Here is a 25181-nt window from a genome sequence, read left to right as displayed (position 1 = left end):
CCTCCCTCGGCGGGCGAGGCAGCTCGAATGAACGCATTTCTTCTGGAATACCTCCCGATCGTCGTTTTCCTGGCGATCGCCGCCGTACTGGGCCTCGGCTTCATGCTGGCCGCCTGGGCCCTGGCGCCGAAAAACCCCGACACTGAAAAGCTGTCGGCCTATGAGTGCGGCTTCAACGCCTTTGATGACGCACGGATGAAGTTCGACGTCCGGTTCTACCTGGTGTCGATCCTCTTCATCATCTTCGACTTGGAAGTGGCCTTCCTGTTCCCGTGGGCGGTGTCGATGTTCGACCTGTCGACCGGCGGCATGGTCTTCGCCTTCTGGTCGATGATGGTCTTCCTCGGCGTCCTGACGGTCGGCTTTATCTACGAATGGAAGAAGGGAGCGCTGGAATGGCAATAATCGCGCCTTCGTCGCCCTTGGCGTCGCCCCTGGTCCCCGCTGACCCAAGCTACGGCTCTGGCGCGCGTTCGACCGTGGAAGGCTACGACCCCAAGATTCATGACAAGTTCTTCGAGGCGGTGAACACCGAGCTCGGCGAACAGGGCTTCCTGACGACCTCGCTGGACGACGTCATCAACTGGGCCCGCACCGGTTCGCTGATGTGGATGTCGTTCGGTCTGGCCTGCTGCGCCGTGGAGATGATCCACCTGTCCATGCCGCGCTTCGACCTGGAACGCTTCGGCACCGCGCCGCGCGGTTCGCCGCGCCAGTCGGACCTGATGATCGTGGCCGGCACCCTGACCAACAAGATGGCTCCGGCCCTGCGCAAGGTCTACGACCAGATGCCGGACCCGCGTTACGTCATCTCGATGGGCAGCTGCGCCAACGGCGGCGGCTATTATCACTACAGCTACAGCGTCGTGCGCGGCTGCGATCGCGTGGTGCCGGTGGACGTCTATGTCCCTGGCTGCCCGCCGACCGCTGAAGCCTTGCTGTACGGCATCCTGCAACTGCAGAAGAAGATCCGCCGCACGGGGACGATCGAGCGATGAGCGAACTGGTGCGCGTCGCGGAGCGCGAATCCGCCCTGACCCCGCTGGGGACCGAAATGGTGGCGGCTCTCGGTGTCGAGGCCGTCGTCGCCTATGGCGAGCTGACCCTGATCGCCCCGCGCGAGAACATCGTCGCCGTCATGACCGCCCTGCGCGACCAATTCGGCTTCCAGTTGCTGATGGACGCCTGCGGCGCCGACTATCCGGACCGCGCCGAGCGGTTCGAGGTCGTCTATCACCTGCTGTCGCTGACCCGTGCAGCGCGCGTTCGCGTCAAGGTCTCGACCGATGAAGTCGCGCCCGTCCCCAGCGTCGTTTCGGTCTATCCGTCGGCGGGCTGGTTCGAGCGTGAAGCCTTCGACATGTACGGCATGATCTTCTCGGATCACCCCGACATGCGCCGCATCCTGACCGACTACGGTTTCCAGGGGCACCCGCTGCGCAAAGACTTCCCGATGACGGGCTATGTCGAGGTCCGCTACGACGAAGAGCAGAAGCGCGTGGTCTATGAGCCGGTGAAGCTGGCTCAGGAATATCGCAACTTCGACTTCCTCTCTCCGTGGGAAGGTGCTGAATATCCGACCGTCCTGCCGGGCGACGAGAAGGCGGGAGCCAAGTAATGGCGCATGGCGACAACACCCCCGCGACGGCCGCGCCCAGGGCGATTGACCCGTTCGAGGACTATGAAGACGGCCTGACCCCGCACGCGCGGGCGATGGACGACCGCAAGTTCACCATCAACTTCGGCCCGCAACACCCGGCCGCGCACGGCGTGCTGCGTCTGGTGCTGGAGCTGGACGGCGAACTGGTGACCCGCGTCGACCCGCACATCGGCCTGCTGCACCGCGGCACCGAGAAGCTGATGGAGTCGCGCACCTATCTGCAGAACATCCCCTACCTGGACCGGCTGGACTACGTCTCGCCGATGAACCAGGAGCACGCCTTCTGCCTGGCCATCGAGCGCTTGTTGGAACTGGATGTGCCGTATCGCGGCCAGCTGATCCGGGTCCTGTACTCGGAAATGGGCCGCATCCTGAACCACCTGCTGAACACGACCATGCAAGCCATGGACGTGGGCGCCCTGACCCCGCCGCTGTGGGGTCACGAAGAGCGCGAGAAGCTGATGGTCTTCTACGAGCGCGCCTGCGGCGCGCGTCTGCACGCCAACTACTTCCGTCCGGGCGGCGTCCATCAGGACCTGACGCCCGAGCTGATCGACGACATCGGCCGCTGGTGCGCCGAGTTCCCGGCCAAGCTGGCGGACATCGAGAGCCTGGTCACCGAGAACCGCATCTTCAAGCAGCGCAATGTCGACATCGGCGTGGTGTCCAAGGAAGAGGCCCTGGCCTGGGGCTTCTCGGGCGTCATGCTGCGCGGCTCGGACATCGCCTGGGATCTGCGCAAGGCGACGCCCTACGACTGCTATGCGGATCTGGAGTTCGACATCGCCGTTGGCAAGAACGGCGACTGCTGGGACCGCTACCTCTGCCGCGTCGAAGAGATGAAGCAGTCGATCCGCATCATGGAGCAGTGCATCCACAAGCTGCGCAACTGCCCCGGCGAGCCGGTCCTGGCCGAGGACCACAAAGTCACCCCGCCGCGCCGCGGTGAGATGAAGCGTTCGATGGAAGCGCTGATCCACCACTTCAAGCTCTACACCGAGGGCTTCAAGACGCCGGAAGGCGAGGTCTATGCGGCCGTCGAGGCGCCCAAGGGCGAGTTCGGCGTCTATCTGGTGTCGGACGGCACCAACAAACCCTACCGCGTCAAGCTGTCGGCCCCCGGCTTCCGTCACCTGCAGGCGATGGACTGGATGAACACGGGCCACATGCTGGCGGACGTGTCGGCCATCCTCGGCTCGCTCGACATGGTGTTCGGAGAAGTGGACCGATGAGCGTTCGTCGCCTCGCCAAGGAACAGCCTGAAACCTTCGCCTTTTCAAAGGACACGAAGGCCAAGGCCGAGTGGTGGATCAAGAAGTACCCTGAGAATCGTCGCCAGTCGGCGGTGATCCCGATCCTGTGGCTGGTCCAGAAGCAGGAAGGCTGGGTCTCGGAACCCGCCATCCGCGCCATCGGCGAACTGCTGGGCATGCCCTTCATCCGGGTGCTGGAGGTCGCGACCTTCTACACCATGTTCCAGCTGGAGCCGGTGGGCAAAGCCGCCTTGATCCAGGTCTGCGGCACCACGCCCTGCATGCTGCGCGGCGCCAATGAGCTGATGCGCGTCTGCAAGGAGAAGATCGGGCCCAAGGACGAACTGTCCGCCGACGGTCGCTTCACCTGGCAGGAAGTCGAGTGCCTGGGCGCCTGCGCCAATGCGCCGATGGCCCAGATCAACGACTACTACTACGAAGACCTGACGCCCGAGACGATGGCCCAGATCATCGACGACTTCGCCGCGGGCAAGTCGCCGAAGCCGGGTTCGCGCGTGGGTCGTCACACGTCCGAGCCCGAGGGCGGCGCCAAGGTCCTGACGGACCCGACGCTGTACGACGGTTCGCGCGCCAAGAAGATCAAGTCGCTGCCGAACGCCAAGCCGGCGGCTGAGAAGGCTCCGGCCTGATGACGCGACCGAACCTGGACACGGATGAGGGCAGGGCGGCTTACCGGGCCGAGCTGCGCCGCGTCGGCTGGCCGTTCCGCTGGGGCGGGATGGCGCTGATCGTGGTGGCGGCGGGACTGGTGCTGTTCGCTCGTCAGGGTCGGTTCGGACTTACGGAAGATGCGGTGACGGTCGCCTATGGCGTCCTGGCCGTGGGTTGGGCGCTGGTGATCGGTTCGATCTTCATGCGCACCCGCCACCATAAACGCCGCATGGCGGAAGGACTTTAAGGGCTCATGGTCGGAATCCTCGAAGACAAGGACCGCATCTTCACCAACCTCTATGGTTTCCATGACTGGGGCCTGGAGGGTGCGAAGCAGCGCGGCGCGTGGAACGCCACCAAGGACATGCTGGACCTTGGCCGCGACTGGATCATCAACAACGTCAAGAACTCGGGCCTGCGCGGACGCGGCGGCGCCGGTTTCTCGACGGGCCTGAAGTGGTCCTTCATGCCCAAGGAAGTGAAGGATCGTCCTCACTACCTGGTCATCAACGCCGATGAATCCGAGCCCGCGACCTGCAAGGACCGCGAGATCATGCGTCATGATCCGCAGCTGCTGATCGAGGGCGCGCTGATCGCCTCCTTCGCGATGCAGGCCCACGCCTGCTACATCTACCTGCGCGGCGAGTACGTGCTGGAGCGCGAGCGCATGGAAGCCGCCGTCAAGCAGGCCTATGAGGCCAAGCTGATCGGCAAGAACAACGTCCACGGCTGGGACTTTGACGTCTATATCCACCACGGCGCCGGGGCCTATATCTGCGGCGAAGAGACGGCCCTGCTGGAAAGCCTGGAAGGCAAGAAGGGCCAGCCGCGCCTGAAGCCCCCGTTCCCGGCTGGCGCTGGCCTCTACGGCTGCCCGACGACCGTGAACAACGTGGAATCGATCGCCGTGGTCGGCACCATCCTGCGCCGCGGCGCGGACTGGTTCGCCAGCTTCGGTCGTCCGAACAACACCGGCACCAAGCTGATGTCCCTGTCGGGACACGTGAACACGCCCTGCGTGATCGAAGAAACCATGTCGATGCCGCTGCGTCAGTTGATCGAAGATCACGGCGGCGGCGTTCGTGGCGGCTGGGGCAACCTGAAGGCCATCATCCCCGGCGGCGCGTCCTGCCCTGTCATCACGCGCGAGCAGGCCGAAGTCGCGCTGATGGACTTCGACTCCATGCGCGAGCTGCGTTCGTCCCTGGGGACGGCTGGCGTGACCGTCATGGACGAGTCCACCGACATCGTGAAGGCGATCGCCCGCATCAGCTACTTCTTCAAGCATGAGAGCTGCGGCCAGTGCACGCCGTGCCGCGAAGGCACCGGCTGGATGTGGCGCGTGCTGGAACGTATGGCTGTCGGTGACGCCGATCCGTCGGAAATCGACCTGCTGCTCGACGTGGCTGGTCAGGTCGAAGGCCACACGATCTGCGCCCTCGGCGACGCCGCCGCATGGCCTGTTCAGGGCCTGATCCGCCACTTCCGTCACGAGATTGAAGACCGCATCAACACCTACCGCAGCCGCCGCGCGAACTTCGCCGGCCACGCGATCGCGGCGGAGTAATCGTAATGCCTATCGCCAAGGTCAACGGCGTCGAAACCGAGTTCGAACCCGGCATGACGGTTCTGCAGGTCGCAGAGCGCGCCGGTCAGGAGATCCCGCGTTTCTGCTACCACGAGCGTCTGTCCATCGCCGGCAACTGCCGGATGTGCCTGGTTGAAGTGAAGCCCGGACCGCCGAAGCCGCAGGCGTCGTGCGCCCTTCCGGCCATGGACGGTCAGGAGATCTTCACCGACACGCCGATGGTCAAGAAGGCCCGCGAAGGGGTGATGGAGTTCCTGCTCATCAACCACCCGCTGGATTGCCCGATCTGCGACCAGGGCGGTGAATGCGACCTGCAGGATCAGGCTGTCGGCTATGGCCGTGACGGTTCGCGCTACGGCGAGAACAAGCGCGCGGTCGAAGAAAAGAACATGGGCCCGACGGTCAAGACGTTCATGACGCGCTGCATCCAGTGCACGCGTTGCGTTCGCTTCATCACCGAAGTGGCCGGCGTGCCGGACATCGGCATGATCTCGCGCGGGGAAAGCGCCGAGATCACGACCTATCTGGAAAAGAACATCGACAGCGAACTGTCGGGCAACGTCAACGACCTGTGCCCGGTGGGCGCGCTGACGCACCGTCCCTGGCAGTACCACTATCGTCCGTGGGAACTGAAGAAGACCGAGACCATCGACGTCATGGACGCCCTGGGCTCGAACATCCGCGCCGACGCGCGCGGCGCCGAGGTGATGCGCGTCCTGCCGCGCGTGAACGAGGGCATCAACGAAGAGTGGCTGTCGGACCGCTCGCGCTACGCCGTCGACGGCCTGCAGGCGCGTCGTCTGGATCGTCCGTGGGTGCGTGAGAACGGCAAGCTGCGCGTCGCCTCGTGGGACGAGGCGCTGTCGGCTGTCGCGACCAAGATCAAGGCGGCCTCGGCCGACCGCATCGGCGTCATCGCCGGCGACCTGCAGGACGCCGAGTCGATGAAGGCCGCCCTGGACCTGTTCCGCGCCCTGGGCTCGGCCAACACCGACTGCCGTCAGGACGGCGCCGCGATCGGGCGGGGGGCTCGCGAGGGCTGGCTGTTCAACTCCGGCCTGCAAGGCATTGAAAACGCTGACGCCATCCTGATCGTTGGCGCCAATCCGCGCACCGAAGCCCCGCTGCTCAACGCCCGCATCCGCAAGACCTGGCTGAAGGGCGCCGTCGAGATCGGCGTCATCGGCGAGCAGGTCGACCTGACCTATGACTACAACTACCTGGGCGCCGGTTCGAAGACCGTCGGCAAGCTGCCCAAGGCGGCCGTCGACTTCCTGACCAAGGCCGAGCGTCCGGCGATCATCGTCGGCGCGGGCGCCCTGACCGGCGAGACCGGCGCGGCCGTGCTGAACGCCCTGGGCGCGCTGGCCAAGAAGGTCGGCGTGGTCAAGGACGGCTGGAACGGCTTCAACGTCCTGCACACCGCCGCCGCCCGCGTCGGCGGTCTGGACATGGGCTTCGTCCCCGCCGAGGGCGGTCTGGACGTGGCCGGCATGCTGAAGCCGGGCGCGCTGGACGTGCTGTTCCTTCTGGGCGCCGATGAGGTGAACGCTTCGGCCTCGGACGCTTTCCGCGTCTATCTGGGGTCGCACGGTGATCGCGGCGCGCACGGCGCCGACGTCATCCTGCCGGGCGCTTCCTACACCGAGAAGTCGGGCCTCTACGTGAACACTGAAGGCCGGGTGCAGATGGCCGAGCGCGTCGTCTTCCCGAAGGGCGAGGCCAAGGAAGATTGGGCCGTCATCCGCGCCCTGTCGGAACGCGTCGGCCACAAGCTGCCGTTCGACACCCTGGAGCAGCTGCGCACGAAGCTGATGGGCGACCATCCGACCTTTGGCCGCATCGACTATCTGGCCCCGGCGGCTTCGTTCGACGTGGCGGCTCTGGGCGCCAAGGGCGATCTGGGCGACGTCGCCTTCGTCTCGACCATCGTCGATCCCTACCTGACCAACCCGATCGCGCGCGCCAGCGAAACGATGGCCCAACTGTCCGCTGAGCGGACGGCCCCGGTCGTACTGGCGGCGGAGTAAATCATGGACGCTGCGACCTCCTTCTGGGCCACGCCCCTCGGCTGGACCCTCGCCACCATCGGCGGCATCCTGATCGTCACGGTCGGGATCCTGATCTCGCTCGCCTTCCTGCTGCTGGCGGACCGCAAGATCTGGGCTGGCGTGCAGATGCGCAAAGGCCCCAACGTGGTCGGCCCGTTCGGCCTGCTGCAGTCCTTCGCCGACTTCTTCAAGTTCGTGCTCAAGGAAATCGTCGTCCCGTCGGGTTCCGACAAGGTCGTCTTCCTGGCCGCGCCGCTGATCACCTTCATCCTGGCCTTCATCGCCTGGGCCGTGATCCCGTTCGCACCCGGCTGGGTGATCTCGGACCTGAACGTCGGCGTTCTGTATATCCTCGCGATCAGCTCGCTGGGCGTCTATGGCATCATCATGGGCGGCTGGGCTTCGAACTCGAAGTATCCGTTCCTGGGTTCGCTGCGTTCGGCGGCGCAGATGGTGTCCTATGAGGTCTCGATGGGCCTGGTCATCATCAACGTCATCCTGCTGGCCGGGACGATGAACCTGACCGAGATCGTGACCCAGCAGACCGGGTGGATCTGGAACTGGAACATGTTCGGCGGCGGCCTCGAGACCCTGCCGACCATCGTGGTCATGATCCCGATGACCATCGTCTTCTTCATCTCGGCCCTGGCCGAGACCAACCGCCCGCCCTTCGACCTTCCCGAAGCGGAGTCGGAACTGGTGGCCGGTTATCAGGTCGAATATTCGTCGACGCCCTACCTGCTGTTCATGATCGGCGAGTACGCCAACATCGTCTTCATGTGCGCCATGATCAGCCTGCTGTTCTGCGGCGGCTGGAACCCGGGCTTCCCGACCGACTTCCTCGACAGCTGGCCGACCTTCCTGGCCAACCTGTTCTACTTCCTGGTCCTGGCGACCAAGATCGTCTTCTGGTTCTTCATGATCGCCCTGGTGAAGGCCTTCGTACCCCGCTACCGCTACGATCAGCTGATGCGTCTGGGCTGGAAGATCTTCCTGCCGTCGTCGCTGATCGCCGTGGTGGCCGTGGCGGCCTGGCGTGTCTTCGCGGTGGGCGCGTGATGGGCGTTCGCGCCACATCACTGCTTGCGCTGGCCTTCGCCGCCGGCCTGTCGGCCTGCACTTTCAAGCCGATGGACCCTGCTGCGCCGGAAAGCGCGTCCGCGCGCCTGGAACGTGTCGAACGCGAACGCCGCGACGATGCGGACAAGCGCGCCTATTGCCAGCGGCTGTCGCGCGATGATCCGCGTTTCGACCGCGACGACTGCAAGCGGCAGGTGAACTGATGGCCCGCGCCCTCATTATCCTGCCGCTGCTGATTGTTCTCGGCGGCTGCGCCTCTTACGAAGCCGAGCCCGTCTCGGTCTATCAATGGGAACGCAAGGTGGAGCGTATCCAGCGTGAAGACGCTGAACGCGCACGTGTCTGCGGAACCCTCGACAAGGAAAGCGCGCGCTATGAACGCGAGTGCGCCGGAGTGAAATCGTAATGCTGACCCGTATCGTTCAGGCGGCCAAGGGCGCGATGCTGACCGACGTGTTCGGCGCCGTCGGCCTGTCGATGAAGTACATGATGAAGCCGAAGGCGACGGTGAACTATCCGTTCGAGCGCAACCCGCAGTCGCCGCGCTTCCGTGGCGAACACGCACTGCGCCGCTATCCGAACGGCGAAGAGCGCTGCATCGCCTGCAAGCTGTGCGAGGCCATCTGCCCCGCCCAGGCCATCACCATCGAGGCCGAACCGCGCGCCGACGGCAGCCGCCGCACGACGCGCTACGACATCGACATGGTCAAGTGCATCTACTGCGGCCTGTGCCAGGAGGCCTGCCCGGTGGACGCCATCGTCGAGGGACCGAACAGCGAGTTCGCCACCGAGACGCGCGAAGAACTGCTCTATGACAAGGCCCGACTGCTGGACAACGGCGACCGCTGGGAACGGCTGATCGCGAAGAATCTGGAACTCGACGCTCCGTATCGCTAAACCGAGCCGCGATTCCGCCACGGGATCGCTGCGCAAGACTTTGAAGGGGGCTTTGTCCCACCCATGCTGCAAGGCATAGCGTTTTATCTTCTGGCGACGGTCGCCGTGGTCTCGGGCCTTCTGGTCGTGACCGCGCGCAATCCCGTGCACTCCGTCCTGTGGCTGATCCTCAGCTTCTTCTCGGCCGCCGGCCTGTTCGTCCTGCTGGGCGCAGAGTTCCTGGCCATGCTGCTGGTGGTCGTCTACGTCGGCGCCGTCGCGGTGCTGTTCCTGTTCGTGGTCATGATGCTGGACGTCGACTTCGTCCGCCTCCGCGAAGGCTACGCCCGCTACCTGCCGCTGGCGGGGATCGTCGCCGGCGTGTTGCTGGCCGAGATGATCATGGTTTCGATCACCGTGGTGCAGGGCGGTGCGGCCAGGTCGGCCATCGCCCCTGTTGTCGCCGGCGCTGACGCCAGCAACATCGAGACCATCGGCCGCGTGCTCTACACGGACTACGTCTACTTCTTCCAGGCTGCGGGCATCGTGCTGCTGATCGCCATGATCGGCGCCATCGTCCTGACCCTGCGTCACCGCCCCGGCGTGCGTCGCCAAGACCTGGCCGCCCAGGCCAACCGCGAACGCGCGAAGGCCGTCGAGGTCAAGTCGGTCGCTACCGGCCAGGGCGTCACCCCCGAGGAGCTTCTGTGATGGACATCTCGCTCCAGCACTATCTGGCGGTCGCCGCCATGCTGTTCACCATCGGGGTGTTCGGCATCTTCGTGAACCGCAAGAACGTCATCATCATCCTGATGTCGGTCGAGCTGATCCTGCTTGCGGTGAACATCAACTTCGTCGCCTTCTCGACCTATCTCAACGATGTGTCGGGTCAGCTGATGGCCATGTTCGTCCTGACCGTCGCCGCGGCTGAAGCCGCCGTCGGCCTGGCGATCCTGGTGACCTTCTTCCGTAACCGCGGCGACATCGCGGTTGACGACGCCTCCGTGATGAAGGGCTGATCGGAACCGTGACTATCCAGACTCTCGTCACTCTCGGCGTCTTCGCCCCCCTTCTGGGGGCGATGATCGCTGGCTTCTTCGGTCGCAGGATCGGGAACATCGCCTCGCAGTCGGTCACGACCGGCCTGCTGTTCTTCTCGTGCGCGGTCTCGTGGATCGTGTTCAGCCAATGGACCTGGGGCGGGCTCGAAGCCTTCACCGTCCACATCGCGCCCTTCATCCACGTCGGCGACTTCCAGTCGAACTGGTCGATCCGCGTGGACGCGATGTCGGCCACCATGCTGATCGTGGTGACGACCGTGTCGTCGCTGGTTCACCTCTATTCCTGGGGCTACATGGCCGAGGACGACAGCCGTCCTCGCTTCTTCGCCTACCTGTCGCTGTTCACCTTCATGATGCTGGCGCTGGTGACGGCCGCCGACTTCCTGCAGATGTTCTTCGGCTGGGAAGGCGTGGGTCTGGCGTCCTATCTGCTGATCGGCTTCTGGTACAAGAAGGACACCGCCTCGGCCGCCGCCATCAAGGCCTTCGTGGTCAACCGCGTCGGCGACTTCGGCTTCCTGCTGGGCATGATGACCATCTTCTGGATGTTCGGCACGATCCAGTTCGCCGAGCTGTTCCCGCAGATCGCCGGCAAGGTCGGCACGGGCTGGGACTTCCTGGGCCACACCTGGTCCGCGCTGGATCTGGCCGGTCTGCTGCTGTTCATCGGCGCCATGGGCAAGTCGGCCCAGTTCTTCCTGCACACCTGGCTGCCGGACGCCATGGAAGGCCCGACGCCTGTGTCGGCCCTGATCCACGCGGCGACCATGGTCACCGCCGGCGTCTACATGGTCTGCCTGCTGTCGCCGCTCTATGAGCACGCGCCGGTCGCGTCGCTGTTCATCGCCATCATCGGCGGGATCACGGCGATCTTCGCCGCGACCGTCGGCATGATGCAGAACGACATCAAGCGCGTGATCGCCTACTCGACCTGCTCGCAGCTGGGCTACATGTTCTTCGCGGCGGGCGTCGGCGCCTATCAGCCCGCCATGTTCCACCTGTTCACGCACGCCTTCTTCAAGGCTCTGCTCTTCCTGGGCGCCGGTTCGGTGATCCACGGCATGCACCACGAGCAGGACATGCGGAACATGGGCGGCCTGTGGAAGCTGCTGCCCATCACCTATGCGGTCATGATGATCGGCACCATCGCCATCACCGGCCTGGGTCTGCCCGGCGTCGGCGGCTTCGCCGGCTTCTACTCCAAGGATTCCATCCTCGAGAGCGCCTATGCGGCGGCGACGACCGGCCACTCGGCTGCGGGCATGTTCGCCTTCGTCATCGGCATCTCGGCGGCTCTGCTGACGGCCTACTACTCGTGGCGCCTGGTCTTCATGACCTTCCACGGCACGGCCAAGTGGAAGGAAGAGGAGGGCGCTCACCATGCGGACGCCCACGGTCACGACGACCACGCCCATGACGATCATGCGCACGACGACCATCACCATGGTCCGCTGTCGCCGCATGAGAGCCCGGCGCCCATGGTCCTGCCGCTGCTGGTGCTGTCGATCGGCGCCGTCTTCGCGGGCATGATCTTCGCCCCGCACTTCATTGGTCACCATGAGGCCGAGTTCTGGCGCGGCGCCATCTTCGTCGGCAGCAACAATCATGTGCTGCACGAGAGCCACAATGTCCCGACCTGGGTGAAGTGGGCTCCGCTGGTCGTGACCCTGCTGGGCACCGCCGCCGCCTTCTGGATCTACATCCTCAAGGAAGGCGTCGCCAAACAGTGGGCCGACCGCAAGGGACCGCTGTGGACCTTCCTCTACAACAAGTGGTTCTTCGACGAGCTGTATGACGCCGTCTTCGTGAAGGGCGCCAAGGCGCTCGGCGACTTCTTCTGGAAGATAGGCGACGTGAAGATCATCGACGGTCTGGGCCCCAATGGCGCCGCCTGGGCTTCGCTGAAATCGGGCGGCTGGTTGTCGCGCTTCCAGTCCGGTTTCGTCTACTTCTATGCATTCGTGATGCTGATCGGCGTGGCTGCGTTCCTTGCCTTCGCCATCTTCACGTGGGGAGCCTGAGCCTCGTGCCTCACATTCTGAGCATCGTCACCTTCCTGCCGCTGGTCGGCGCCGGCCTGCTGCTTCTGGCCGGCATGATGAACAAGGGCGGCCAGGACGCCGCGGCTCCGGCCGCGCGCTGGATCGCCCTGGGCACCACCCTGGTGGTGCTGGCGGTTTCCGTTCTGCTGGTGGCCCAGTTCGATCCGTCGAACCCGGCCTATCAGTTCGTTGAAAACTACGCCTGGTTCGCCGGCGCCGGTTATCACCTGGGCGTTGACGGGATCTCGATCCTGTTCGTCCTGCTGACCGCCTTCCTGATGCCGATCTGCATCGTGGCCAGCTGGAAGTCGATTGAGACGCGCGTCGTCGAGTACATGGTCGCCTTCCTGGTGCTGGAGACCCTGGTCATCGGCGTCTTCACGTCGCTGGACCTGTTCCTCTTCTACATCTTCTTCGAAGGCACCCTGGTGCCGATGTTCCTGATCATCGGCATCTGGGGCGGGGCGAACCGCATCTACGCCTCGTACAAGTTCTTCCTCTACACCCTGCTGGGGTCGGTGCTGATGCTGCTGGCCATGCTGTGGATGGCCCATGAGACGGGCACCACCAGCATCCCGGAGCTGAAGCAGTACGCCTTCGATCCGGCCGTTCAGCCGATCCTGTGGCTGGCCTTCTTCGCCTCGTTCGCGGTCAAGATGCCGATGTGGCCGGTCCACACCTGGCTGCCCGACGCCCACGTTCAGGCCCCGACGGCTGGTTCGGTCATCCTGGCCGGCATCCTGCTGAAGCTCGGCGGCTACGGCTTCATCCTGTTCAACCTGCCGATGTTCCCGCAGGCCTCGCAGATGTTCACGCCGCTGGTCTTCACCCTGTCGGTGATCGCCGTGGTCTACACCTCGCTGGTCGCCTTCCGTCAGACCGATATCAAGAAGCTGATCGCCTATTCGTCGGTCGCCCACATGGGCTTCGTGACCATGGGCATCTTCGCCGGCAACGACACCGGGGTGCAGGGCGCGGTCTTCCAGATGCTGAGCCACGGCCTGATCTCGGGCGCGCTCTTCCTCTGCGTCGGCGTGGTCTATGACCGGATGCACACCCGCGAGATCGCCTTCTACGGCGGCCTGACGGCGCGCATGCCCTGGTACGCGGCCATCTTCCTGATGTTCACCATGGCCAACGTCGGCCTGCCGGGCACCTCGGGCTTCATCGGCGAAGTGCTGACGATGACCGGCGCCTATCAGGTCTCGACCTGGACGGCCCTGATCGCCGCCTCGGGCGTCATCTTCTCGGCGGTCTATGCCCTGACGCTGTTCCGCAACGTCATGTACGGCGAGATCAAGAACCCGGCGCTGCAGACCATCACGGACATCGACAAGCGCGAGCTGCTGATCTTCGTGCCGTTGATCGTCGGCACCATCTGGCTGGGTCTCTATCCCAACGCCGTCCTCGACTACACCGGGCCGACCGTTGAGGCCCTGACGACCGCCTATCGCGCAGCCATCGGCGGGTGAGAGCATAATGACTGATCTGTCTTCCGCCCTTCAACTCGCCGCCCCGGAGCTGACCCTTGCGGTCGGCGGGCTGGTGCTGCTCATGCTCGGCGCCTTTACCGGCGAGAAGTCGACGCGCCTGATCTCGGGCCTGTCGGTTCTGCTGCTGGCGGTCGCCTCGGTGCTGGCCGCCGTCGGTCCGCTGGGCACGGCCTTCAACGGCGCCTATGTGGCCGACCCGCTGGCCGTCTATGGCAAGGTCGCCATCTTCCTGTCGGCGGCGGTCGCCATCGTCTTGGGCGACGGCTGGATCCATCGCAACGGCATCGCCAAGTTCGAGTATCCCGTCCTGATCGTGCTGGCCTCGGTCGGCATGTCGATGATGGCTTCGTCGGGCGATCTGATCTCGCTCTACATCGGCATCGAGATGCACTCTCTGGCCCTGTACGTGCTGGCCGCCTATCACCGCGACAACCTGAAGGCCTCGGAAGCTGGCCTGAAGTATTTCGTCCTGGGCGCCCTGTCGTCGGGTCTGCTGCTCTACGGCGCCAGCCTGATCTACGGCTTCGCCGGTTCGATGCGCTTCGTCGACATCGCCGCCTTCGCCACCGCCAACCCGGGGCCGGGCCTGATCTTCGGTCTGGTCTTCCTGATCTGCGGTCTGGCGTTCAAGGTCTCGGCCGCGCCGTTCCACATGTGGACGCCCGATGTCTATGAAGGCGCCCCGACCCCGGTCGTGGCCCTGTTCGCCACGGCGCCCAAGATCGCCGCCATGGTGCTGATCATCCGCGTCCTGGTCGAAGGCTTCGGCGTCGCCCACGCCCAGTGGGCCCAGGTCATCATCCTGATCTCGCTGATCAGCTTCGCCGTCGGTTCGTTCGGCGGTCTGATGCAGAAGGACATCCAGCGCCTGCTGGCCTATTCCTCGATCATCAACATCGGCTACGCCCTGCTGGGCGTGGCGGCGGGCACCGAAGCCGGCGTCCAGGCCACGCTGATGTTCATGACCCTGTACGCCATCGACCAGTTTGGCTTCTTCGCCGTCCTGCTGTCGCTGAGCCGCAACGGTCGTCCGATCCGCAAGATCGCCGACCTGGCCGGTCTGAAGAAGGATCGTCCGCTGCTGGCGGTGGCCCTGACCATCCTGTCGCTGTCGGCTGTCGGCATCCCTCCGATGTCGGGCTTCTGGGGCAAGTTCTTCGTCTTCGGCGCCGCCGCCGATGCGGGCTACTGGATGGCCGGCGCTGCGGGTCTGGTCGCCTCGGTCGTGGCCGGCTTCTACTACCTGCGCATCATCAAGGTGATGTGGTTCGACGCCCCTGCCACCGAAGTCGCGCCGGACAAGTCGCCGCTGGAAGCCAAGTGGATCGCCCTTGCGGCCGCCGCCTTCTGCTTCCCGCTGGTGATCGTCGCCCTGACCTGGCTGGAGCCGCTGACTCGCGCCGCCGCCTCGGGCGTCGGGGCCGGGTAAGGGCGCTTGGCCGCCCCGGTCCTGATCCTCGACGAAACCGACTCCACCAACGCCGAGGCGCGACGCCGCGCCGAGGCGGGTGAGGGCGGGCCGCTGTGGATCACGGCGCGGCGGCAGACGGCGGGTCGCGGCCGTCGCGGACGCAAATGGGAGAGCGAGAGCGGCAATCTCGCCTCCACCCTGCTGCTGCTGACGCGCAAATCCCCCGCCGAGGCGGCGCAGCTGACCTTCGCCGCTTCGCTGGCGGTGGCGGACCTGCTGGACCTCTATGTCCCGCCGGCGCTTGTCACGATCAAATGGCCCAATGACGTGCTGCTGGACGGGCGAAAGACCTCCGGCATCCTGATCGAGTCCGGCCCGGCGCCGTCCGGCGGCCTGTGGCTGGCGGTCGGCATCGGGGTGAACCTGAGCCAGACGCCGGGCGAGACCGAACGGCCCGCCACCTGCATCGCCGAACATCTGAACCACGGCGTCGCATCAGCCCCTACCGTCGATGAGGCGGCCAAGGCTCTGGCCGAGACCTTCGGCGTCTGGCTGGACCGCTGGACGACGCTGGGCTTCCAACCCATTCTTGACGCTTGGACCGCGCGGACCCCCGGTCTGCACGGTCCCTGCACGGCGCGGCTGACCCACGAGACCCTGACTGGCATGGCTGACGGGGTCGAGGCGGACGGCTCGCTGCGCCTGAAACTGCCGGACGGATCGCTGCGTGTGATCTCGGCCGGCGACGTCTTTTTCGGAGAGGCCGCCTGATGCTGCTGGCGATCGAGCAAGGCAACACCAACACCCTGTTCGCCGTCCACGACGGCACGGAATGGATCGCCCAGTGGCGCACGGCCACGGACGCCATGCGCACGGCGGATGAATACGCCGTCTGGCTGCACCAGCTGTTCGAGATGCGCGGCAAGGGCCTGAGCATGAAGGACCTCGACGGATGCATTATCTCCAGCGTGGTGCCGCAGTCGATCTTCAACCTGCGCAACCTGGCGCGACGCTATATCGCCGTGGAGCCTCTGGTGATCGGTGAGAACGTCAACCTCGGCATCGAGGTGCGGATTCCCAAGCCCAGCGAGGCCGGGGCTGACCGGCTGGTCAACGCCATCGGCGCGCTGCAGGTCTATGAGGGCGACCTGCTGCTGATCGACAGCGGCACGGCCACGACCTTCGATGTGGTGTCGGGTGGCGCCGAGCGCGGGCAGGGGGCCTTCGAGGGCGGACTGATCGCCCCGGGCATCAACCTGTCGCTGCAGGCCCTGCACGAAGCGGCGGCCAAGCTGCCGCGCATCGCCATTCAACGCCCCGATGTCGTCATCGGGCGCGACACCGTCACCTCCATGCAATCGGGCGTCTTCTGGGGCTATATCGCCCTGATCGAGGGCCTGGTGGACCGCATCAAGGCCGAGTGGGGCAAGCCCATGACGGTCGTCGGCACCGGCGGCGTCGCCTCGCTGTTTGAAGGCTCCACAAATTCAATCGACCGGTTTGATCCGGACCTGACCATCCGCGGCCTACTCGAAATCTGGCGGCGGAATACCCACCTTTAGGGACGTATGACAAAGAAAACTCAAAACGACGAACTCGTCTTCCTGCCGCTGGGCGGCTCGAACGAGGTCGGCATGAACCTGAACGCCTATGGCTTTGGCCCGGCGCATGATCGCAAATGGATCATCGTCGACGTCGGCGTGACCTTCGGCGACCCCTCTACGCCCGGCGTGGATGTGATCGTGCCCGATCCCACCTTCCTGGAAGGCGAGAACATCCTGGGCATCGTGCTGACGCACGCCCACGAAGACCATATCGGCGCCCTGGGCTGGCTGTGGCCGCGCATCAAGGCACCGCTGTACGCCACGCCCTTCACCGCCTATCTGATCCGCGAGAAGCTGCGCGACGCCAACATCCTGGACGATGTCGAGCTGAACGAAATTCCGCTGGGCGGCGACCTGAACCTGGGTCCGTTCGACGTGACCTTCGTCACCATCACCCACTCGATCGCCGAGCCGAACGGCCTGGCCATCAAGACCCCGCTGGGCACCGTCCTGCACACCGGCGACTGGAAGATCGACAACGATCCGGTCGTGGGCGAGCGCACCGACGTGGAGACGATCAAGCGTCTCGGCGACGAGGGCGTGCTGGCCATGGTCTGCGACAGCACCAACGTCTTCGTCGACGGCGTGGCCGGTTCCGAGGGCGATGTGAAGGTGGCCCTGGCCGCCCTCATCAAGGACCTGAAGGGCCGCGTCGCCGTGGGCTGCTTCGCCTCCAACGTCGCGCGCATGGACAGCGTGATCCGCGCCGCCGAGGCCGCCGGTCGCCGCGTGGCCCTGGCCGGGCGTTCGATGCACCGCATCACCGCCGCCGCCAAGTCGGTCGGCATGCTGAGCGACGTGAAGCCCTTCCTGAGCGAGCAGGAGGCCCGCGTCTGGCCCGAGGACGAGATCCTGTATCTGTGCACCGGCAGCCAGGGCGAGGTCCGTGCGGCCCTGTCGCGCGTGGCCGAAGGCACCCACCCCTTCATCAAGCTGGGCAAGGGCGACCACTGCATCTTCTCGTCGCGGGTCATCCCGGGCAATGAGCTGTCGATCGGTCGCCTGCAGGACAAGATGGCCGACCGGGGCGTGCGCCTCTACACTGAGAAGGACCATCCGGGCATCCACGTCTCGGGCCACCCGTGCCGTGACGAACTGCGCCAGATGTACAACTGGGCCCGTCCGCAGATTGCCGTGCCGACCCACGGCATGCGTCGTCACCTGATGGAACACGCCCTTCTGGCCAAGGACATGCAGGTCCCGGAAACCGTGACGCCGCGCAACGGCGACATGGTGCGCCTGGCCCCCGGACCCGCCGCCATCATCGACGAAGTGCCCTCGGGCCGTCTGTTCGTCGACGGCGGCATGCTGGTCGAAGAGGCGGGCGAGGCCCTGCGCGAGCGTCGCCATGCGGCGTCGAACGGCGTGCTGGTCGTCAGCTTCGCTATGGACAAGCGCGGCAAGATCGTCAGCGACATCGACGTGCGAGGCATCGGCCTGCCGGGCGACGACAAGCGCCCGCTGGGCGACGTGCTGGACGACCTGGCCGAGCGCGCCGAACAGGCCGTTCGCAAGCTGAAGGGCGAGGCCCTGGACGATGAACTGGTGGTCGAACAGGCCGTCAGCCGCGCCCTGAAGAAGGCCAGCCAGCAGATCTGGGATCGCCGTCCCATCGTCGAAACCGTGATCCTGAGGCTGTAATGGCGGATCGGCTCTATCTGCTGAACCCTGATTGGTTCGACGATCAGGGCGGGCCTTGGTATTGCCCGCCCGGCGCCCGGATCGAGGGGGTGCTGGGGCTGTATCCGCGCCTGCGCGAGCATCTGACGGTCATCCATCTGGATCACCCGCGTCCGCGCGCCGCCGTGGTGGCCGAGGTGGGGGAGGCGAACCAGAGCTGCCCGCTGCTGGTGCTGGACGGCGAGTTCGACTGGCCGGACGCTCGGGTCAGCGAAGAGACCGGCGCCCGCTTCCTGCAGGACGACGACATCCTGCCCTACTGGGCCGCCCGCTACGGGATTGGCCGTCCGCACCCGTAAGATGCGTCTTTCCTCCCCATTTCATGGGGAGGGGGACCACGAAGTGGTGGAGGGGGCGGCGCAAACGTCAGCCGTTGAGTCGCCCCCTCCGTCACGTCGCCTGCGGCTCCGCGCCACCTCCCCATGAAATGGGGAGGAAAGCGATGTCCGAGCCTCACCCGCCCAGCGTGACCTTGCGATAGTTGTCCTTGTCCAGCGCCCCGATCTCGACGGAGATCTGGGCCGGGCCGTCATAGGGCTTCACCCTCGCCAGCAGGGCCGCCTGGACCGCTTCGCCCAGCGCCGTCTTCTGTTCCTGGGTGCGGCCGGTCAGGATGCGCAGGTCGCAGTGGACCATGGCCTGGGCCGGGTCGCCGTCGGCGATGATCAGGTCGTCGCAGCGGACGATGCGGGTCTTGCAGGCCAGGGTCGTGGCGCCGACCACGTCGACGCACAGCTTATGGATATCCAGCGCCAGGGCGCGCCAATCGGTCCCGTCGAAATGGGGGGAGTGTTCCAGGGTGATCTGTGGCATGAGGGCGTCCTTGTTTCGCGCCTTTCCTTAGCCTGCCGATGACGCGGGCGGAATGCGGAGGGCGCACGAACCGATGGATGGAATGCCCCGATGCCTCTTGGCCCCTTCACTCTGGTGGCGCTGTATCTGACCACGTGGTGGATCGTGCTGTTCATGATCCTGCCGCTGGGATCGTCAAAGCAGGTCGAGACGCCGCCCACCGACGGCAGCCAGTGGGGCGCCCCTGCTGATCCGCAGTTGAAGAAGAAGTTCATCACCACGACCTGGGTCTCGGCCATCGTCTGGGCCTTCATCGTCTTCATCGTCTGGACGGGGTGGATGCCGCTGCCGGACTTCAGCCGCGGTCCCGCGCTCTAGCTTTCGCCCCATTCGCCCGTTTAAAACTCGGGCCTGACTGATTTTGCAGAGATTCCCGCCATGCGCCTGTCGCGCTACTTCCTGCCGACCCTGAAAGAAGCCCCTTCCGACGCCCAGATCGTGTCGCATCAGCTGATGCTGCGCGCGGGCATGATCAAGCAGGAGGCCGCTGGCATCTACGCCTGGCTGCCGCTGGGTCTGCGCGTGCTGCGCAAGATCGAAGGCATCGTCCGCGACGAGCAGGTCAAGGCCGGCGCCGTCGAGCTGCTGATGCCGACGCTGCAACTGGCCGACCTGTGGCGCGAGAGCGGCCGCTACGACGCCTATGGTCCCGAGATGCTGCGCATCACCGACCGTCATGAGCGCGAGCTGCTGTACGGACCGACCAACGAGGAAATGGTCACGGATATCTTCCGGGCCTATGTGAAGAGCTACAAGGCCCTGCCGCTGAACCTCTTCCACATCCAGTGGAAGTTCCGCGACGAGCGCCGTCCGCGCTTCGGCGTCATGCGCGGCCGCGAGTTCCTTATGAAGGACGCCTATTCCTTCGATCTGGACGAGGCCTCGGCCCGCATCGCCTACAAGCGCATGTTCGCCGCCTATCTGAACACCTTCTCGCGTCTGGGCCTGAAGGCCGTGCCGATGCGCGCCGACACCGGCCCCATCGGCGGCGACCTGAGCCATGAGTTCATCGTCCTGGCCGAAACCGGCGAGAGCGAGGTCTTCTGCGACCGCAAGCTGGTCGAAATGGATGCGCCGGGCCACAACCTCAGCGTTGAGCAACTGGAAGGCGTCTTCAACGAGCGCACGGCCCTTTACGCCGCGACCGAGGAAATGCACGACGCGGCCCAGTTCGAGGCCCAGACCGCTGAGGGCGACCGCCTGTCGGCGCGCGGCATCGAGGTCGGCCACATCTTCTACTTCGGCACCAAATACTCGGCGCCGATGAAGGCCAAGGTCGCCGGACCGGACGGCCAGGACACCGAGGTCCACATGGGCAGCTACGGCGTCGGCGTGTCGCGTCTGATGGGCGCCATCATTGAGGCCAGCCACGACGCCGGCGGCATCATCTGGCCGGACTCGGTCGCCCCGTTCGACGTGGTGGTGATCAACCTGCGCGCCAGCGACGAAGCCGTCTCGGCCGCCTGTGAAGAGGCCGTGGCCAAACTCGAGGCTCTCGGCAAGGACGTCCTCTACGACGACACCGACGAGCGTCCGGGCGGCAAGTTCGCAACCGCCGACCTGATCGGCGTGCCGTGGCAGCTGACCATCGGGCCCAAGGGGCTGGCTGACGGCGTGGTCGAACTGAAGCGCCGCGCCACCGGCGAGAAGCAAACCCTGTCGCTGGACGCCGCCCTGGAGCTGCTGACGAAATGACCGACGCCGCGACGGCCTCCGCGCCGCCCGCCGTGAAACCCGCCGGTCCCTTCTCCGCCTGGGAGATCGGACTGGCCCTTCGCTACCTCCGCGCCAAGCGCAAGGAGGGCGGGGTCGCCCTGATCGCCATCATCAGCTTCGTCGGCATCATGCTGGCCGTGGCGGTGCTGATCAGCGTGATGAGCATCATGGCCGGCTTCCGCAGCGAACTGCTGGGGCGGATGCTGTCGTTCAACGGGCACATGTATGTGCAGGGACCGGTGCTGACCTCGCCGGACCGTGAGGCGGCGCTGAAGCGGATCAGCGACGTGCCCGGCGTGGTCTCGGTGACGCCGCTGACGGAATCGCCCGCCATGTTCCGCGCCGGCGGCCAGATGACCGGCGGTATCGTGCGCGGCGTGCGGCCCCAGGACCTGGCCTCGACCAAGTTCGTCTATGACAGCCTGACGCCTGAAATGCGGGACTCCTTCGGGCGCGGCGAATACGGCGGCGACAACATCCTGATCGGCAAGGCTTTGGCCGACCAGATGGGGCTGAGCGTCGGTAGCGCCATCTCCATCTATTCGCCGACGGGCGCCGACAGCGCCTTCGGCAATCTTGGCGGTCTGGAGAAGACCTATCGCGTCGGGGGAATCTTCAGCTCCGGCACCGCTGACTATGACCGCGCCTTCATCTTCATGCCTCTGGAACAGGCCCAGCTCTTCTTCGGCAAGGAGGGCGTCTGGGACGTGATCGAGATGAAGGTGGCCGAGCCGGATCAGGTCGAAACCCTGCTGACGCCGGTGCAGCAGGCCGCCGGCCCCGGCAGCGTCGTCACTGACTGGCGCACCCGCCTGGCCGCCTTCTGGGGCGCGCTGAAGGTCGAGCGGGTGGCCATGAGCATCATCCTGGGGCTGGTCGTCGCCATCGCCGCCATGAACATCATCAGCGGCATCGTCATGCTGGTGAAGAACAAGACCCGCGACATCGCCATCCTGCGCACCGTGGGGGCCAGCCCGTCCTCGATCCTGCGGATCTTCTTCATCTCGGGCGCGGCAATCGGCATCGGCGGCACCATCGCCGGTCTGGTGCTGGGCCTGCTGTTCTGCCTGAACATCGGCGCGATCCAGCACTTCCTCGAGGGCCTGCTGGGTGTCCAGCTGTTCAACGCCGACGTCTATATGCTGGACGCCATTCCGGCCCTGGTCGATCCGTGGGATGTGACCTGGGTCGCGCTCTTCTCCTTCCTCATGAGCTGCCTCGCCAGCCTGCCGCCGTCGTGGAATGCGTCGCGGATCGACCCGGTGGAGGCCCTGCGCTTTGAATAGTCCGCTGAACAAGACGCCGACGCTGCGCCTGCGCGGGATCACCCGCACCTATCCGACCGCTTCCGGCGGGCTGACGGTGCTGAAGGGCGTCGATCTGGACATCATGCCGGGCGAGGTCGTCGGCCTGATCGGGCCTTCGGGCTCGGGCAAGTCGAGCCTGCTGCACGCCGCCGGCCTGCTGGAGCGTCCGACCAGCGGTCAGGTCATGATCGACGGCGAGGATGTTGGCGGTCTGGACGAGCGCGCACGCACGCGCCTGCGCCTGTCGCGGATCGGTTTCGTCTATCAATTCCATCACCTGCTGCCGGAATTTGATGCGCGGGACAACGTCGCCCTGCCGATGCGCATCGCCGGGCATTCGGAAGGCCAGGCGCGTCGTCGGGCCGAGGCCCTGTTGACCAGCCTGGGTCTGGGCGAACGCTTCACCCACCAGCCGGCCCAGCTGTCAGGCGGCGAGCAGCAGCGCGTCGCCATCGCCCGTTCGCTGGCCAACAGCCCGCGCCTGCTGCTGGCCGACGAGCCGACCGGCAATCTGGACCCCGCCAACAGCCATGCGGTGTTCGAGGCCCTGCGTGAACTGGCCAAGACCACAGGCGTCGCCGCCCTGATCGCCACCCACAACATGGAGCTGGCCGGCCACATGGACCGCGTCTTCGCCCTGAAGGACGGCCATCTGGAAGAGCGCGCGGCCGAGGCCCAGACCTACTAGGCTCTGTGGCCAGGCGATCGGCGATAGGGAAGGGGCCACGCCGGCTTCGGCTGGGCGTTCTGGCGTCTGGTGTGAACCGACCTGCGCATGCGGCGTTTTCCAGAAACACGGCCGGTTTGATTCCCCCGGAACGGGAAGGCGCATCAACTGCGTGGGACTACGAGGTTCTTCGCAGAAACTCTTAATGTATCATCGAGATATGACGACTGGACGTGCGGTGAGGCTTGAGGCGAGTGAGCAAGGCGGGCGTCAAACCGCACCCTTGCCGCAAGAGATTATCGTTATCGACGATGACCGCGCCTTGCTTGAGCTGACATTGCTGACGGTCCGTGCCGGAGGCTATCGCGCCGTTGGATTTCACGATCCCCTGGACGCTCTAATGTGGGCCTCAGACGCCGAGCCGACCTGCATTGTCTCCGATCTGAAGATACCGGGCGTCGAGGGGCTGGATCTGGTCGCGGCCTTCTGCGCCCTGAACCGTCATGCCGTCATCATCGTCAGCGCCTTTGTCGATGTGCGGATGACCGTGGACGCCATGCGTCTCGGCGTGGACGACGTCCTGCCCAAGCCCGCCAGCGACGAGAGTCTGATCCGGGCTATCGAGCGGGGGGCCGCCGCCTTGCCGGCTGTACCGGTTCGTGAGGACGTGGCCTTCACGCGTCGTGAGCGTCAGGTCGCGGAGTTGATGCTGGCGGGCAATACGACCAAGCAGATCGCCCAGACCCTGGCCCTGAGCCCACGTACGGTTGAATTCTTCCGCGCGAGCCTGCTGCGCAAGACGCAGTCGCCGAACTCGGCCGCCCTGGCTTCGTGAGTGAGGACAGGACTGGCTAGAGTCACCGAAAAGGGCGGGATGGGCCGGGACGGGTCGGGATCAGGCGGGACCAAAACCCCGTAATCATTGCCTTTCCCGACCGATCCAAAAAATTTTGTTCGCGGTCGTCGTTCGAAAACAGTGTCTAGAGAGGCTCGCGATTTAGACACTGGCGGGACAGGACATGCCGGAGTGACCGCCTGGCGGCAAGCCGGTGCTTACGGCGCTATTAAGTCGGCCCTGAAGGCCTATTAGGCCCGAGCTAAAAGGGTTTGAGCCGGATTGCATTGCCGGGCGCCCTAGCGATTACGCCGCCAGGAGGGCGCCTTCGTGGGCACGGACCCACGTCTAACTGGGACACCTGCAGTCCCAGTTCATTCAAATACGCAAAAGGCCCGGAAATCCGGGCCTTTTGCGTATTTGAATGAACTGGGACTCGGTTTTCGGCCGCCTCGAACAGGTCGCTGGCGCGATCAAGGCTGCGTCGGATGCGCCTGACGGCTTCGGGCATGGGTGGCCCGCCGCGAGGATCAAGCTTCAGGCGAAGACCAAGGCCTTGCCATTCGAGCTTCACGCTCTTTACCTGCTTGGTCCATGCGAACCCCAAAGCTGATGATGGCCGCGCATCCCAGGATCGCGACAAGGCCAAAAGCCAAGCACAGGGTTAGTTGAGTTCGGTTCAGCTTGGTCTTCATAGGACGCTCCCAGTCCAAAGCACTGCGCCAATAATCACCACCTCATCCGCATCGTCCCCTTTGAGGACTTCGGGCGGGTAGCGCTCATTATCCGACCGTATTTCGATGCCATCGACCAGCCGGCGAAGCCGCTTGATCCTTAGCTCGTCGCCTGTTCGAAAGGCGAAAATCCCCTCCCTCAGACGCGTATCCTTAAGGTCGGTAAGGACGCGAGCGCCATCTTGGATCGTGGGCCACATGGAGTCGCCTTCGGCCTGGAACACTGCAAGACCTTCTGCCGAGGATCGGCCCAGGTCTCGGAGCAGCTGACGATCAAAAGGCATTTCGCCTATCTGGTCGGCTGCGTCCGAAAATGACGCAACACCAGCTGCTAATCGAACATCATAGATGGGCACGGCTAGGTAGCCGTCGTTAGCAGCGTTCGGACTTCCTACACCCGTCGCCAACCATGCAGGGTCCACGCCAAGCGCGCGGGCCAGCCTGATCCCGTCAATGAACTTGGGCACCCGAGCGCCCTGTACATAGAGCGACATCGACGTCGAAGAGATGTCGGCGCGCTTCCTGACGTGCGCTTGGGGCGTGCTGCCCATGGCGGCCCTCAATCTTTCCCCAAAAGAAAGCGCATCCGCGTCCGTATG

General features: G+C 65.2%; 29 protein-coding genes. 26 read left to right on the top strand and 3 right to left on the bottom strand.

Going from position 1 to position 25181, the window contains the following annotated elements; all coding sequences use genetic code 11:
* The first annotated feature begins 27 nt into the window (after positions 1-27).
* From IFE19_RS09285 to IFE19_RS09185, 21 genes are all read left to right on the top strand, one after another.
* Complete coding sequence (locus IFE19_RS09285) at positions 28-405, top strand: NADH-quinone oxidoreductase subunit A (protein WP_207821670.1); 378 nt, start codon at positions 28-30, stop codon at positions 403-405.
* Positions 375-998 carry a NuoB/complex I 20 kDa subunit family protein gene (locus IFE19_RS09280; RefSeq protein ID WP_207821668.1) on the top strand — a complete coding sequence of 208 codons (624 nt, stop codon included), beginning with the start codon at positions 375-377 and terminating at the stop codon, positions 996-998. The genes IFE19_RS09285 and IFE19_RS09280 overlap by 31 nt, the downstream gene beginning before the upstream one ends.
* Positions 995-1618: an NADH-quinone oxidoreductase subunit C gene (locus IFE19_RS09275; protein WP_207821666.1), complete on the top strand. Its 624-nt coding sequence runs from the start codon at positions 995-997 to the stop codon at positions 1616-1618. Before IFE19_RS09280 ends, IFE19_RS09275 begins: the two co-directional genes overlap by 4 nt.
* Positions 1619-1713: 95 nt before the next feature.
* Positions 1714-2892 carry an NADH-quinone oxidoreductase subunit D gene (locus tag IFE19_RS09270; protein WP_207827521.1) on the top strand — a complete coding sequence of 393 codons (1179 nt, stop codon included), beginning with the start codon at positions 1714-1716 and terminating at the stop codon, positions 2890-2892.
* A complete protein-coding gene (gene nuoE / locus IFE19_RS09265; protein ID WP_207821664.1) occupies positions 2889-3563 on the top strand; it encodes an NADH-quinone oxidoreductase subunit NuoE in 675 nt (224 codons plus the stop codon). The genes IFE19_RS09270 and nuoE overlap by 4 nt, the downstream gene beginning before the upstream one ends.
* Positions 3563-3832, top strand: coding sequence for a hypothetical protein (locus IFE19_RS09260; protein WP_207821662.1), 270 nt, complete (start codon positions 3563-3565; stop codon positions 3830-3832). Before nuoE ends, IFE19_RS09260 begins: the two co-directional genes overlap by 1 nt.
* 6 nt (positions 3833-3838) lie before the next feature.
* The gene (nuoF, locus tag IFE19_RS09255) at positions 3839-5152 is read left to right on the top strand and encodes an NADH-quinone oxidoreductase subunit NuoF (protein ID WP_207821660.1); all 1314 of its coding nucleotides are present in this window, start codon (positions 3839-3841) and stop codon (positions 5150-5152) included.
* Between the two features lie 5 nt (positions 5153-5157).
* Complete coding sequence (gene nuoG / locus IFE19_RS09250) at positions 5158-7203, top strand: NADH-quinone oxidoreductase subunit NuoG (RefSeq protein ID WP_207821658.1); 2046 nt, start codon at positions 5158-5160, stop codon at positions 7201-7203.
* Between the two features lie 3 nt (positions 7204-7206).
* Positions 7207-8283, top strand: coding sequence for an NADH-quinone oxidoreductase subunit NuoH (nuoH, locus tag IFE19_RS09245; protein ID WP_207821656.1), 1077 nt, complete (start codon positions 7207-7209; stop codon positions 8281-8283).
* A complete protein-coding gene (locus IFE19_RS09240; RefSeq protein WP_207821654.1) occupies positions 8283-8507 on the top strand; it encodes a hypothetical protein in 225 nt (74 codons plus the stop codon). The genes nuoH and IFE19_RS09240 overlap by 1 nt, the downstream gene beginning before the upstream one ends.
* Positions 8507-8710 (top strand): hypothetical protein, encoded by a 204-nt coding sequence (locus IFE19_RS09235; RefSeq protein ID WP_207821652.1) that lies wholly within the window; start codon positions 8507-8509, stop codon positions 8708-8710. The genes IFE19_RS09240 and IFE19_RS09235 overlap by 1 nt, the downstream gene beginning before the upstream one ends.
* Positions 8710-9201: an NADH-quinone oxidoreductase subunit NuoI gene (gene nuoI / locus IFE19_RS09230; protein ID WP_040345161.1), complete on the top strand. Its 492-nt coding sequence runs from the start codon at positions 8710-8712 to the stop codon at positions 9199-9201. The genes IFE19_RS09235 and nuoI overlap by 1 nt, the downstream gene beginning before the upstream one ends.
* A 63-nt stretch (positions 9202-9264) precedes the next feature.
* Complete coding sequence (locus IFE19_RS09225) at positions 9265-9891, top strand: NADH-quinone oxidoreductase subunit J (protein WP_207821650.1); 627 nt, start codon at positions 9265-9267, stop codon at positions 9889-9891.
* Positions 9891-10199 carry an NADH-quinone oxidoreductase subunit NuoK gene (nuoK, locus tag IFE19_RS09220; protein WP_105563431.1) on the top strand — a complete coding sequence of 103 codons (309 nt, stop codon included), beginning with the start codon at positions 9891-9893 and terminating at the stop codon, positions 10197-10199. The genes IFE19_RS09225 and nuoK overlap by 1 nt, the downstream gene beginning before the upstream one ends.
* 14 nt (positions 10200-10213) lie before the next feature.
* The gene (nuoL, locus tag IFE19_RS09215; RefSeq protein WP_207827519.1) at positions 10214-12262 is read left to right on the top strand and encodes an NADH-quinone oxidoreductase subunit L; all 2049 of its coding nucleotides are present in this window, start codon (positions 10214-10216) and stop codon (positions 12260-12262) included.
* A 5-nt stretch (positions 12263-12267) separates the two neighbouring features.
* Positions 12268-13755, top strand: coding sequence for an NADH-quinone oxidoreductase subunit M (locus tag IFE19_RS09210; RefSeq protein WP_207821648.1), 1488 nt, complete (start codon positions 12268-12270; stop codon positions 13753-13755).
* Positions 13756-13762: 7 nt separating this feature from the next.
* On the top strand, positions 13763-15205 hold the full coding sequence (gene nuoN, locus IFE19_RS09205) for an NADH-quinone oxidoreductase subunit NuoN (RefSeq protein WP_207821646.1): 1443 nt from the start codon (positions 13763-13765) through the stop codon (positions 15203-15205).
* Positions 15206-15211: 6 nt separating this feature from the next.
* The gene (locus IFE19_RS09200; RefSeq protein WP_207821644.1) at positions 15212-15958 is read left to right on the top strand and encodes a biotin--[acetyl-CoA-carboxylase] ligase; all 747 of its coding nucleotides are present in this window, start codon (positions 15212-15214) and stop codon (positions 15956-15958) included.
* The gene (locus tag IFE19_RS09195; protein ID WP_207827517.1) at positions 15955-16749 is read left to right on the top strand and encodes a type III pantothenate kinase; all 795 of its coding nucleotides are present in this window, start codon (positions 15955-15957) and stop codon (positions 16747-16749) included. Before IFE19_RS09200 ends, IFE19_RS09195 begins: the two co-directional genes overlap by 4 nt.
* Before the next feature lie 6 nt (positions 16750-16755).
* Positions 16756-18432: a ribonuclease J gene (locus IFE19_RS09190; RefSeq protein ID WP_207821642.1), complete on the top strand. Its 1677-nt coding sequence runs from the start codon at positions 16756-16758 to the stop codon at positions 18430-18432.
* Positions 18432-18770, top strand: a complete 339-nt coding sequence (locus IFE19_RS09185) for a DUF3088 family protein (protein WP_207821640.1) — start codon at positions 18432-18434, stop codon at positions 18768-18770. The genes IFE19_RS09190 and IFE19_RS09185 overlap by 1 nt, the downstream gene beginning before the upstream one ends.
* A gap of 154 nt (positions 18771-18924) precedes the next feature.
* Here the strand turns inward: IFE19_RS09185 and IFE19_RS09180 are convergent, their stop codons facing one another.
* Entirely contained in the window at positions 18925-19284 is a 360-nt protein-coding gene (locus IFE19_RS09180) for a 5-carboxymethyl-2-hydroxymuconate Delta-isomerase (protein ID WP_207821638.1), read from the bottom strand.
* A gap of 90 nt (positions 19285-19374) precedes the next feature.
* On the opposite strand from IFE19_RS09180, the gene IFE19_RS09175 reads away from it, so the two are divergent.
* From IFE19_RS09175 to IFE19_RS09155, 5 genes are all read left to right on the top strand, one after another.
* Positions 19375-19641: a DUF1467 family protein gene (locus IFE19_RS09175; RefSeq protein WP_207821636.1), complete on the top strand. Its 267-nt coding sequence runs from the start codon at positions 19375-19377 to the stop codon at positions 19639-19641.
* Positions 19642-19701: 60 nt separating this feature from the next.
* Positions 19702-21018, top strand: coding sequence for a proline--tRNA ligase (proS, locus tag IFE19_RS09170; protein ID WP_207821634.1), 1317 nt, complete (start codon positions 19702-19704; stop codon positions 21016-21018).
* Positions 21015-22325 (top strand): lipoprotein-releasing ABC transporter permease subunit, encoded by a 1311-nt coding sequence (locus IFE19_RS09165; protein ID WP_207821632.1) that lies wholly within the window; start codon positions 21015-21017, stop codon positions 22323-22325. The genes proS and IFE19_RS09165 overlap by 4 nt, the downstream gene beginning before the upstream one ends.
* Positions 22318-23034, top strand: a complete 717-nt coding sequence (locus IFE19_RS09160; RefSeq protein ID WP_225910217.1) for an ABC transporter ATP-binding protein — start codon at positions 22318-22320, stop codon at positions 23032-23034. Before IFE19_RS09165 ends, IFE19_RS09160 begins: the two co-directional genes overlap by 8 nt.
* Before the next feature lie 184 nt (positions 23035-23218).
* Entirely contained in the window at positions 23219-23848 is a 630-nt protein-coding gene (locus IFE19_RS09155; protein WP_318780444.1) for a response regulator transcription factor, read from the top strand.
* Positions 23849-24378: 530 nt separating this feature from the next.
* Here IFE19_RS09155 and IFE19_RS09150 read toward each other — a convergent pair.
* Together IFE19_RS09150 and IFE19_RS09145 are read right to left on the bottom strand one after the other, a co-directional pair.
* Complete coding sequence (locus IFE19_RS09150) at positions 24379-24543, bottom strand: hypothetical protein (protein WP_207821626.1); 165 nt, start codon at positions 24541-24543, stop codon at positions 24379-24381.
* Complete coding sequence (locus IFE19_RS09145) at positions 24540-25133, bottom strand: LexA family transcriptional regulator (RefSeq protein ID WP_207821623.1); 594 nt, start codon at positions 25131-25133, stop codon at positions 24540-24542. The genes IFE19_RS09150 and IFE19_RS09145 overlap by 4 nt, the downstream gene beginning before the upstream one ends.
* Between the last annotated feature and the right edge of the window lie 48 nt (positions 25134-25181).

The organism is Brevundimonas pondensis (assembly GCF_017487345.1).
Classification (GTDB): Bacteria; Pseudomonadota; Alphaproteobacteria; order Caulobacterales; family Caulobacteraceae; genus Brevundimonas; species Brevundimonas pondensis.
The sequence above is the reverse complement of the archived record's forward strand: the minus strand, read 5'-3'. Positions and strand labels throughout refer to the sequence as shown.

What these genes read in the sequence shown, in the direction of transcription:
- IFE19_RS09285 (WP_207821670.1), top strand. Translation starts at nt 28, where the DNA reads ATGAACGCATTTCTTCTGGAATACCTCCCGATCGTCGTTTTCCTGGCG.
- IFE19_RS09280 (WP_207821668.1), top strand. Translation starts at nt 375, where the DNA reads ATGGAAGAAGGGAGCGCTGGAATGGCAATAATCGCGCCTTCGTCGCCC.
- IFE19_RS09275 (WP_207821666.1), top strand. Translation starts at nt 995, where the DNA reads ATGAGCGAACTGGTGCGCGTCGCGGAGCGCGAATCCGCCCTGACCCCG.
- IFE19_RS09270 (WP_207827521.1), top strand. Translation starts at nt 1,714, where the DNA reads ATGGACGACCGCAAGTTCACCATCAACTTCGGCCCGCAACACCCGGCC.
- nuoE (WP_207821664.1), top strand. Translation starts at nt 2,889, where the DNA reads ATGAGCGTTCGTCGCCTCGCCAAGGAACAGCCTGAAACCTTCGCCTTT.
- IFE19_RS09260 (WP_207821662.1), top strand. Translation starts at nt 3,563, where the DNA reads ATGACGCGACCGAACCTGGACACGGATGAGGGCAGGGCGGCTTACCGG.
- nuoF (WP_207821660.1), top strand. Translation starts at nt 3,839, where the DNA reads ATGGTCGGAATCCTCGAAGACAAGGACCGCATCTTCACCAACCTCTAT.
- nuoG (WP_207821658.1), top strand. Translation starts at nt 5,158, where the DNA reads ATGCCTATCGCCAAGGTCAACGGCGTCGAAACCGAGTTCGAACCCGGC.
- nuoH (WP_207821656.1), top strand. Translation starts at nt 7,207, where the DNA reads ATGGACGCTGCGACCTCCTTCTGGGCCACGCCCCTCGGCTGGACCCTC.
- IFE19_RS09240 (WP_207821654.1), top strand. Translation starts at nt 8,283, where the DNA reads ATGGGCGTTCGCGCCACATCACTGCTTGCGCTGGCCTTCGCCGCCGGC.
- IFE19_RS09235 (WP_207821652.1), top strand. Translation starts at nt 8,507, where the DNA reads ATGGCCCGCGCCCTCATTATCCTGCCGCTGCTGATTGTTCTCGGCGGC.
- nuoI (WP_040345161.1), top strand. Translation starts at nt 8,710, where the DNA reads ATGCTGACCCGTATCGTTCAGGCGGCCAAGGGCGCGATGCTGACCGAC.
- IFE19_RS09225 (WP_207821650.1), top strand. Translation starts at nt 9,265, where the DNA reads ATGCTGCAAGGCATAGCGTTTTATCTTCTGGCGACGGTCGCCGTGGTC.
- nuoK (WP_105563431.1), top strand. Translation starts at nt 9,891, where the DNA reads ATGGACATCTCGCTCCAGCACTATCTGGCGGTCGCCGCCATGCTGTTC.
- nuoN (WP_207821646.1), top strand. Translation starts at nt 13,763, where the DNA reads ATGACTGATCTGTCTTCCGCCCTTCAACTCGCCGCCCCGGAGCTGACC.
- IFE19_RS09190 (WP_207821642.1), top strand. Translation starts at nt 16,756, where the DNA reads ATGACAAAGAAAACTCAAAACGACGAACTCGTCTTCCTGCCGCTGGGC.
- IFE19_RS09185 (WP_207821640.1), top strand. Translation starts at nt 18,432, where the DNA reads ATGGCGGATCGGCTCTATCTGCTGAACCCTGATTGGTTCGACGATCAG.
- IFE19_RS09180 (WP_207821638.1), bottom strand. Translation starts at nt 19,284, where the DNA reads ATGCCACAGATCACCCTGGAACACTCCCCCCATTTCGACGGGACCGAT.
- IFE19_RS09175 (WP_207821636.1), top strand. Translation starts at nt 19,375, where the DNA reads ATGCCTCTTGGCCCCTTCACTCTGGTGGCGCTGTATCTGACCACGTGG.
- proS (WP_207821634.1), top strand. Translation starts at nt 19,702, where the DNA reads ATGCGCCTGTCGCGCTACTTCCTGCCGACCCTGAAAGAAGCCCCTTCC.
- IFE19_RS09165 (WP_207821632.1), top strand. Translation starts at nt 21,015, where the DNA reads ATGACCGACGCCGCGACGGCCTCCGCGCCGCCCGCCGTGAAACCCGCC.
- IFE19_RS09155 (WP_318780444.1), top strand. Translation starts at nt 23,219, where the DNA reads ATGTATCATCGAGATATGACGACTGGACGTGCGGTGAGGCTTGAGGCG.
- IFE19_RS09150 (WP_207821626.1), bottom strand. Translation starts at nt 24,543, where the DNA reads ATGAAGACCAAGCTGAACCGAACTCAACTAACCCTGTGCTTGGCTTTT.
- IFE19_RS09145 (WP_207821623.1), bottom strand. Translation starts at nt 25,133, where the DNA reads ATGGGCAGCACGCCCCAAGCGCACGTCAGGAAGCGCGCCGACATCTCT.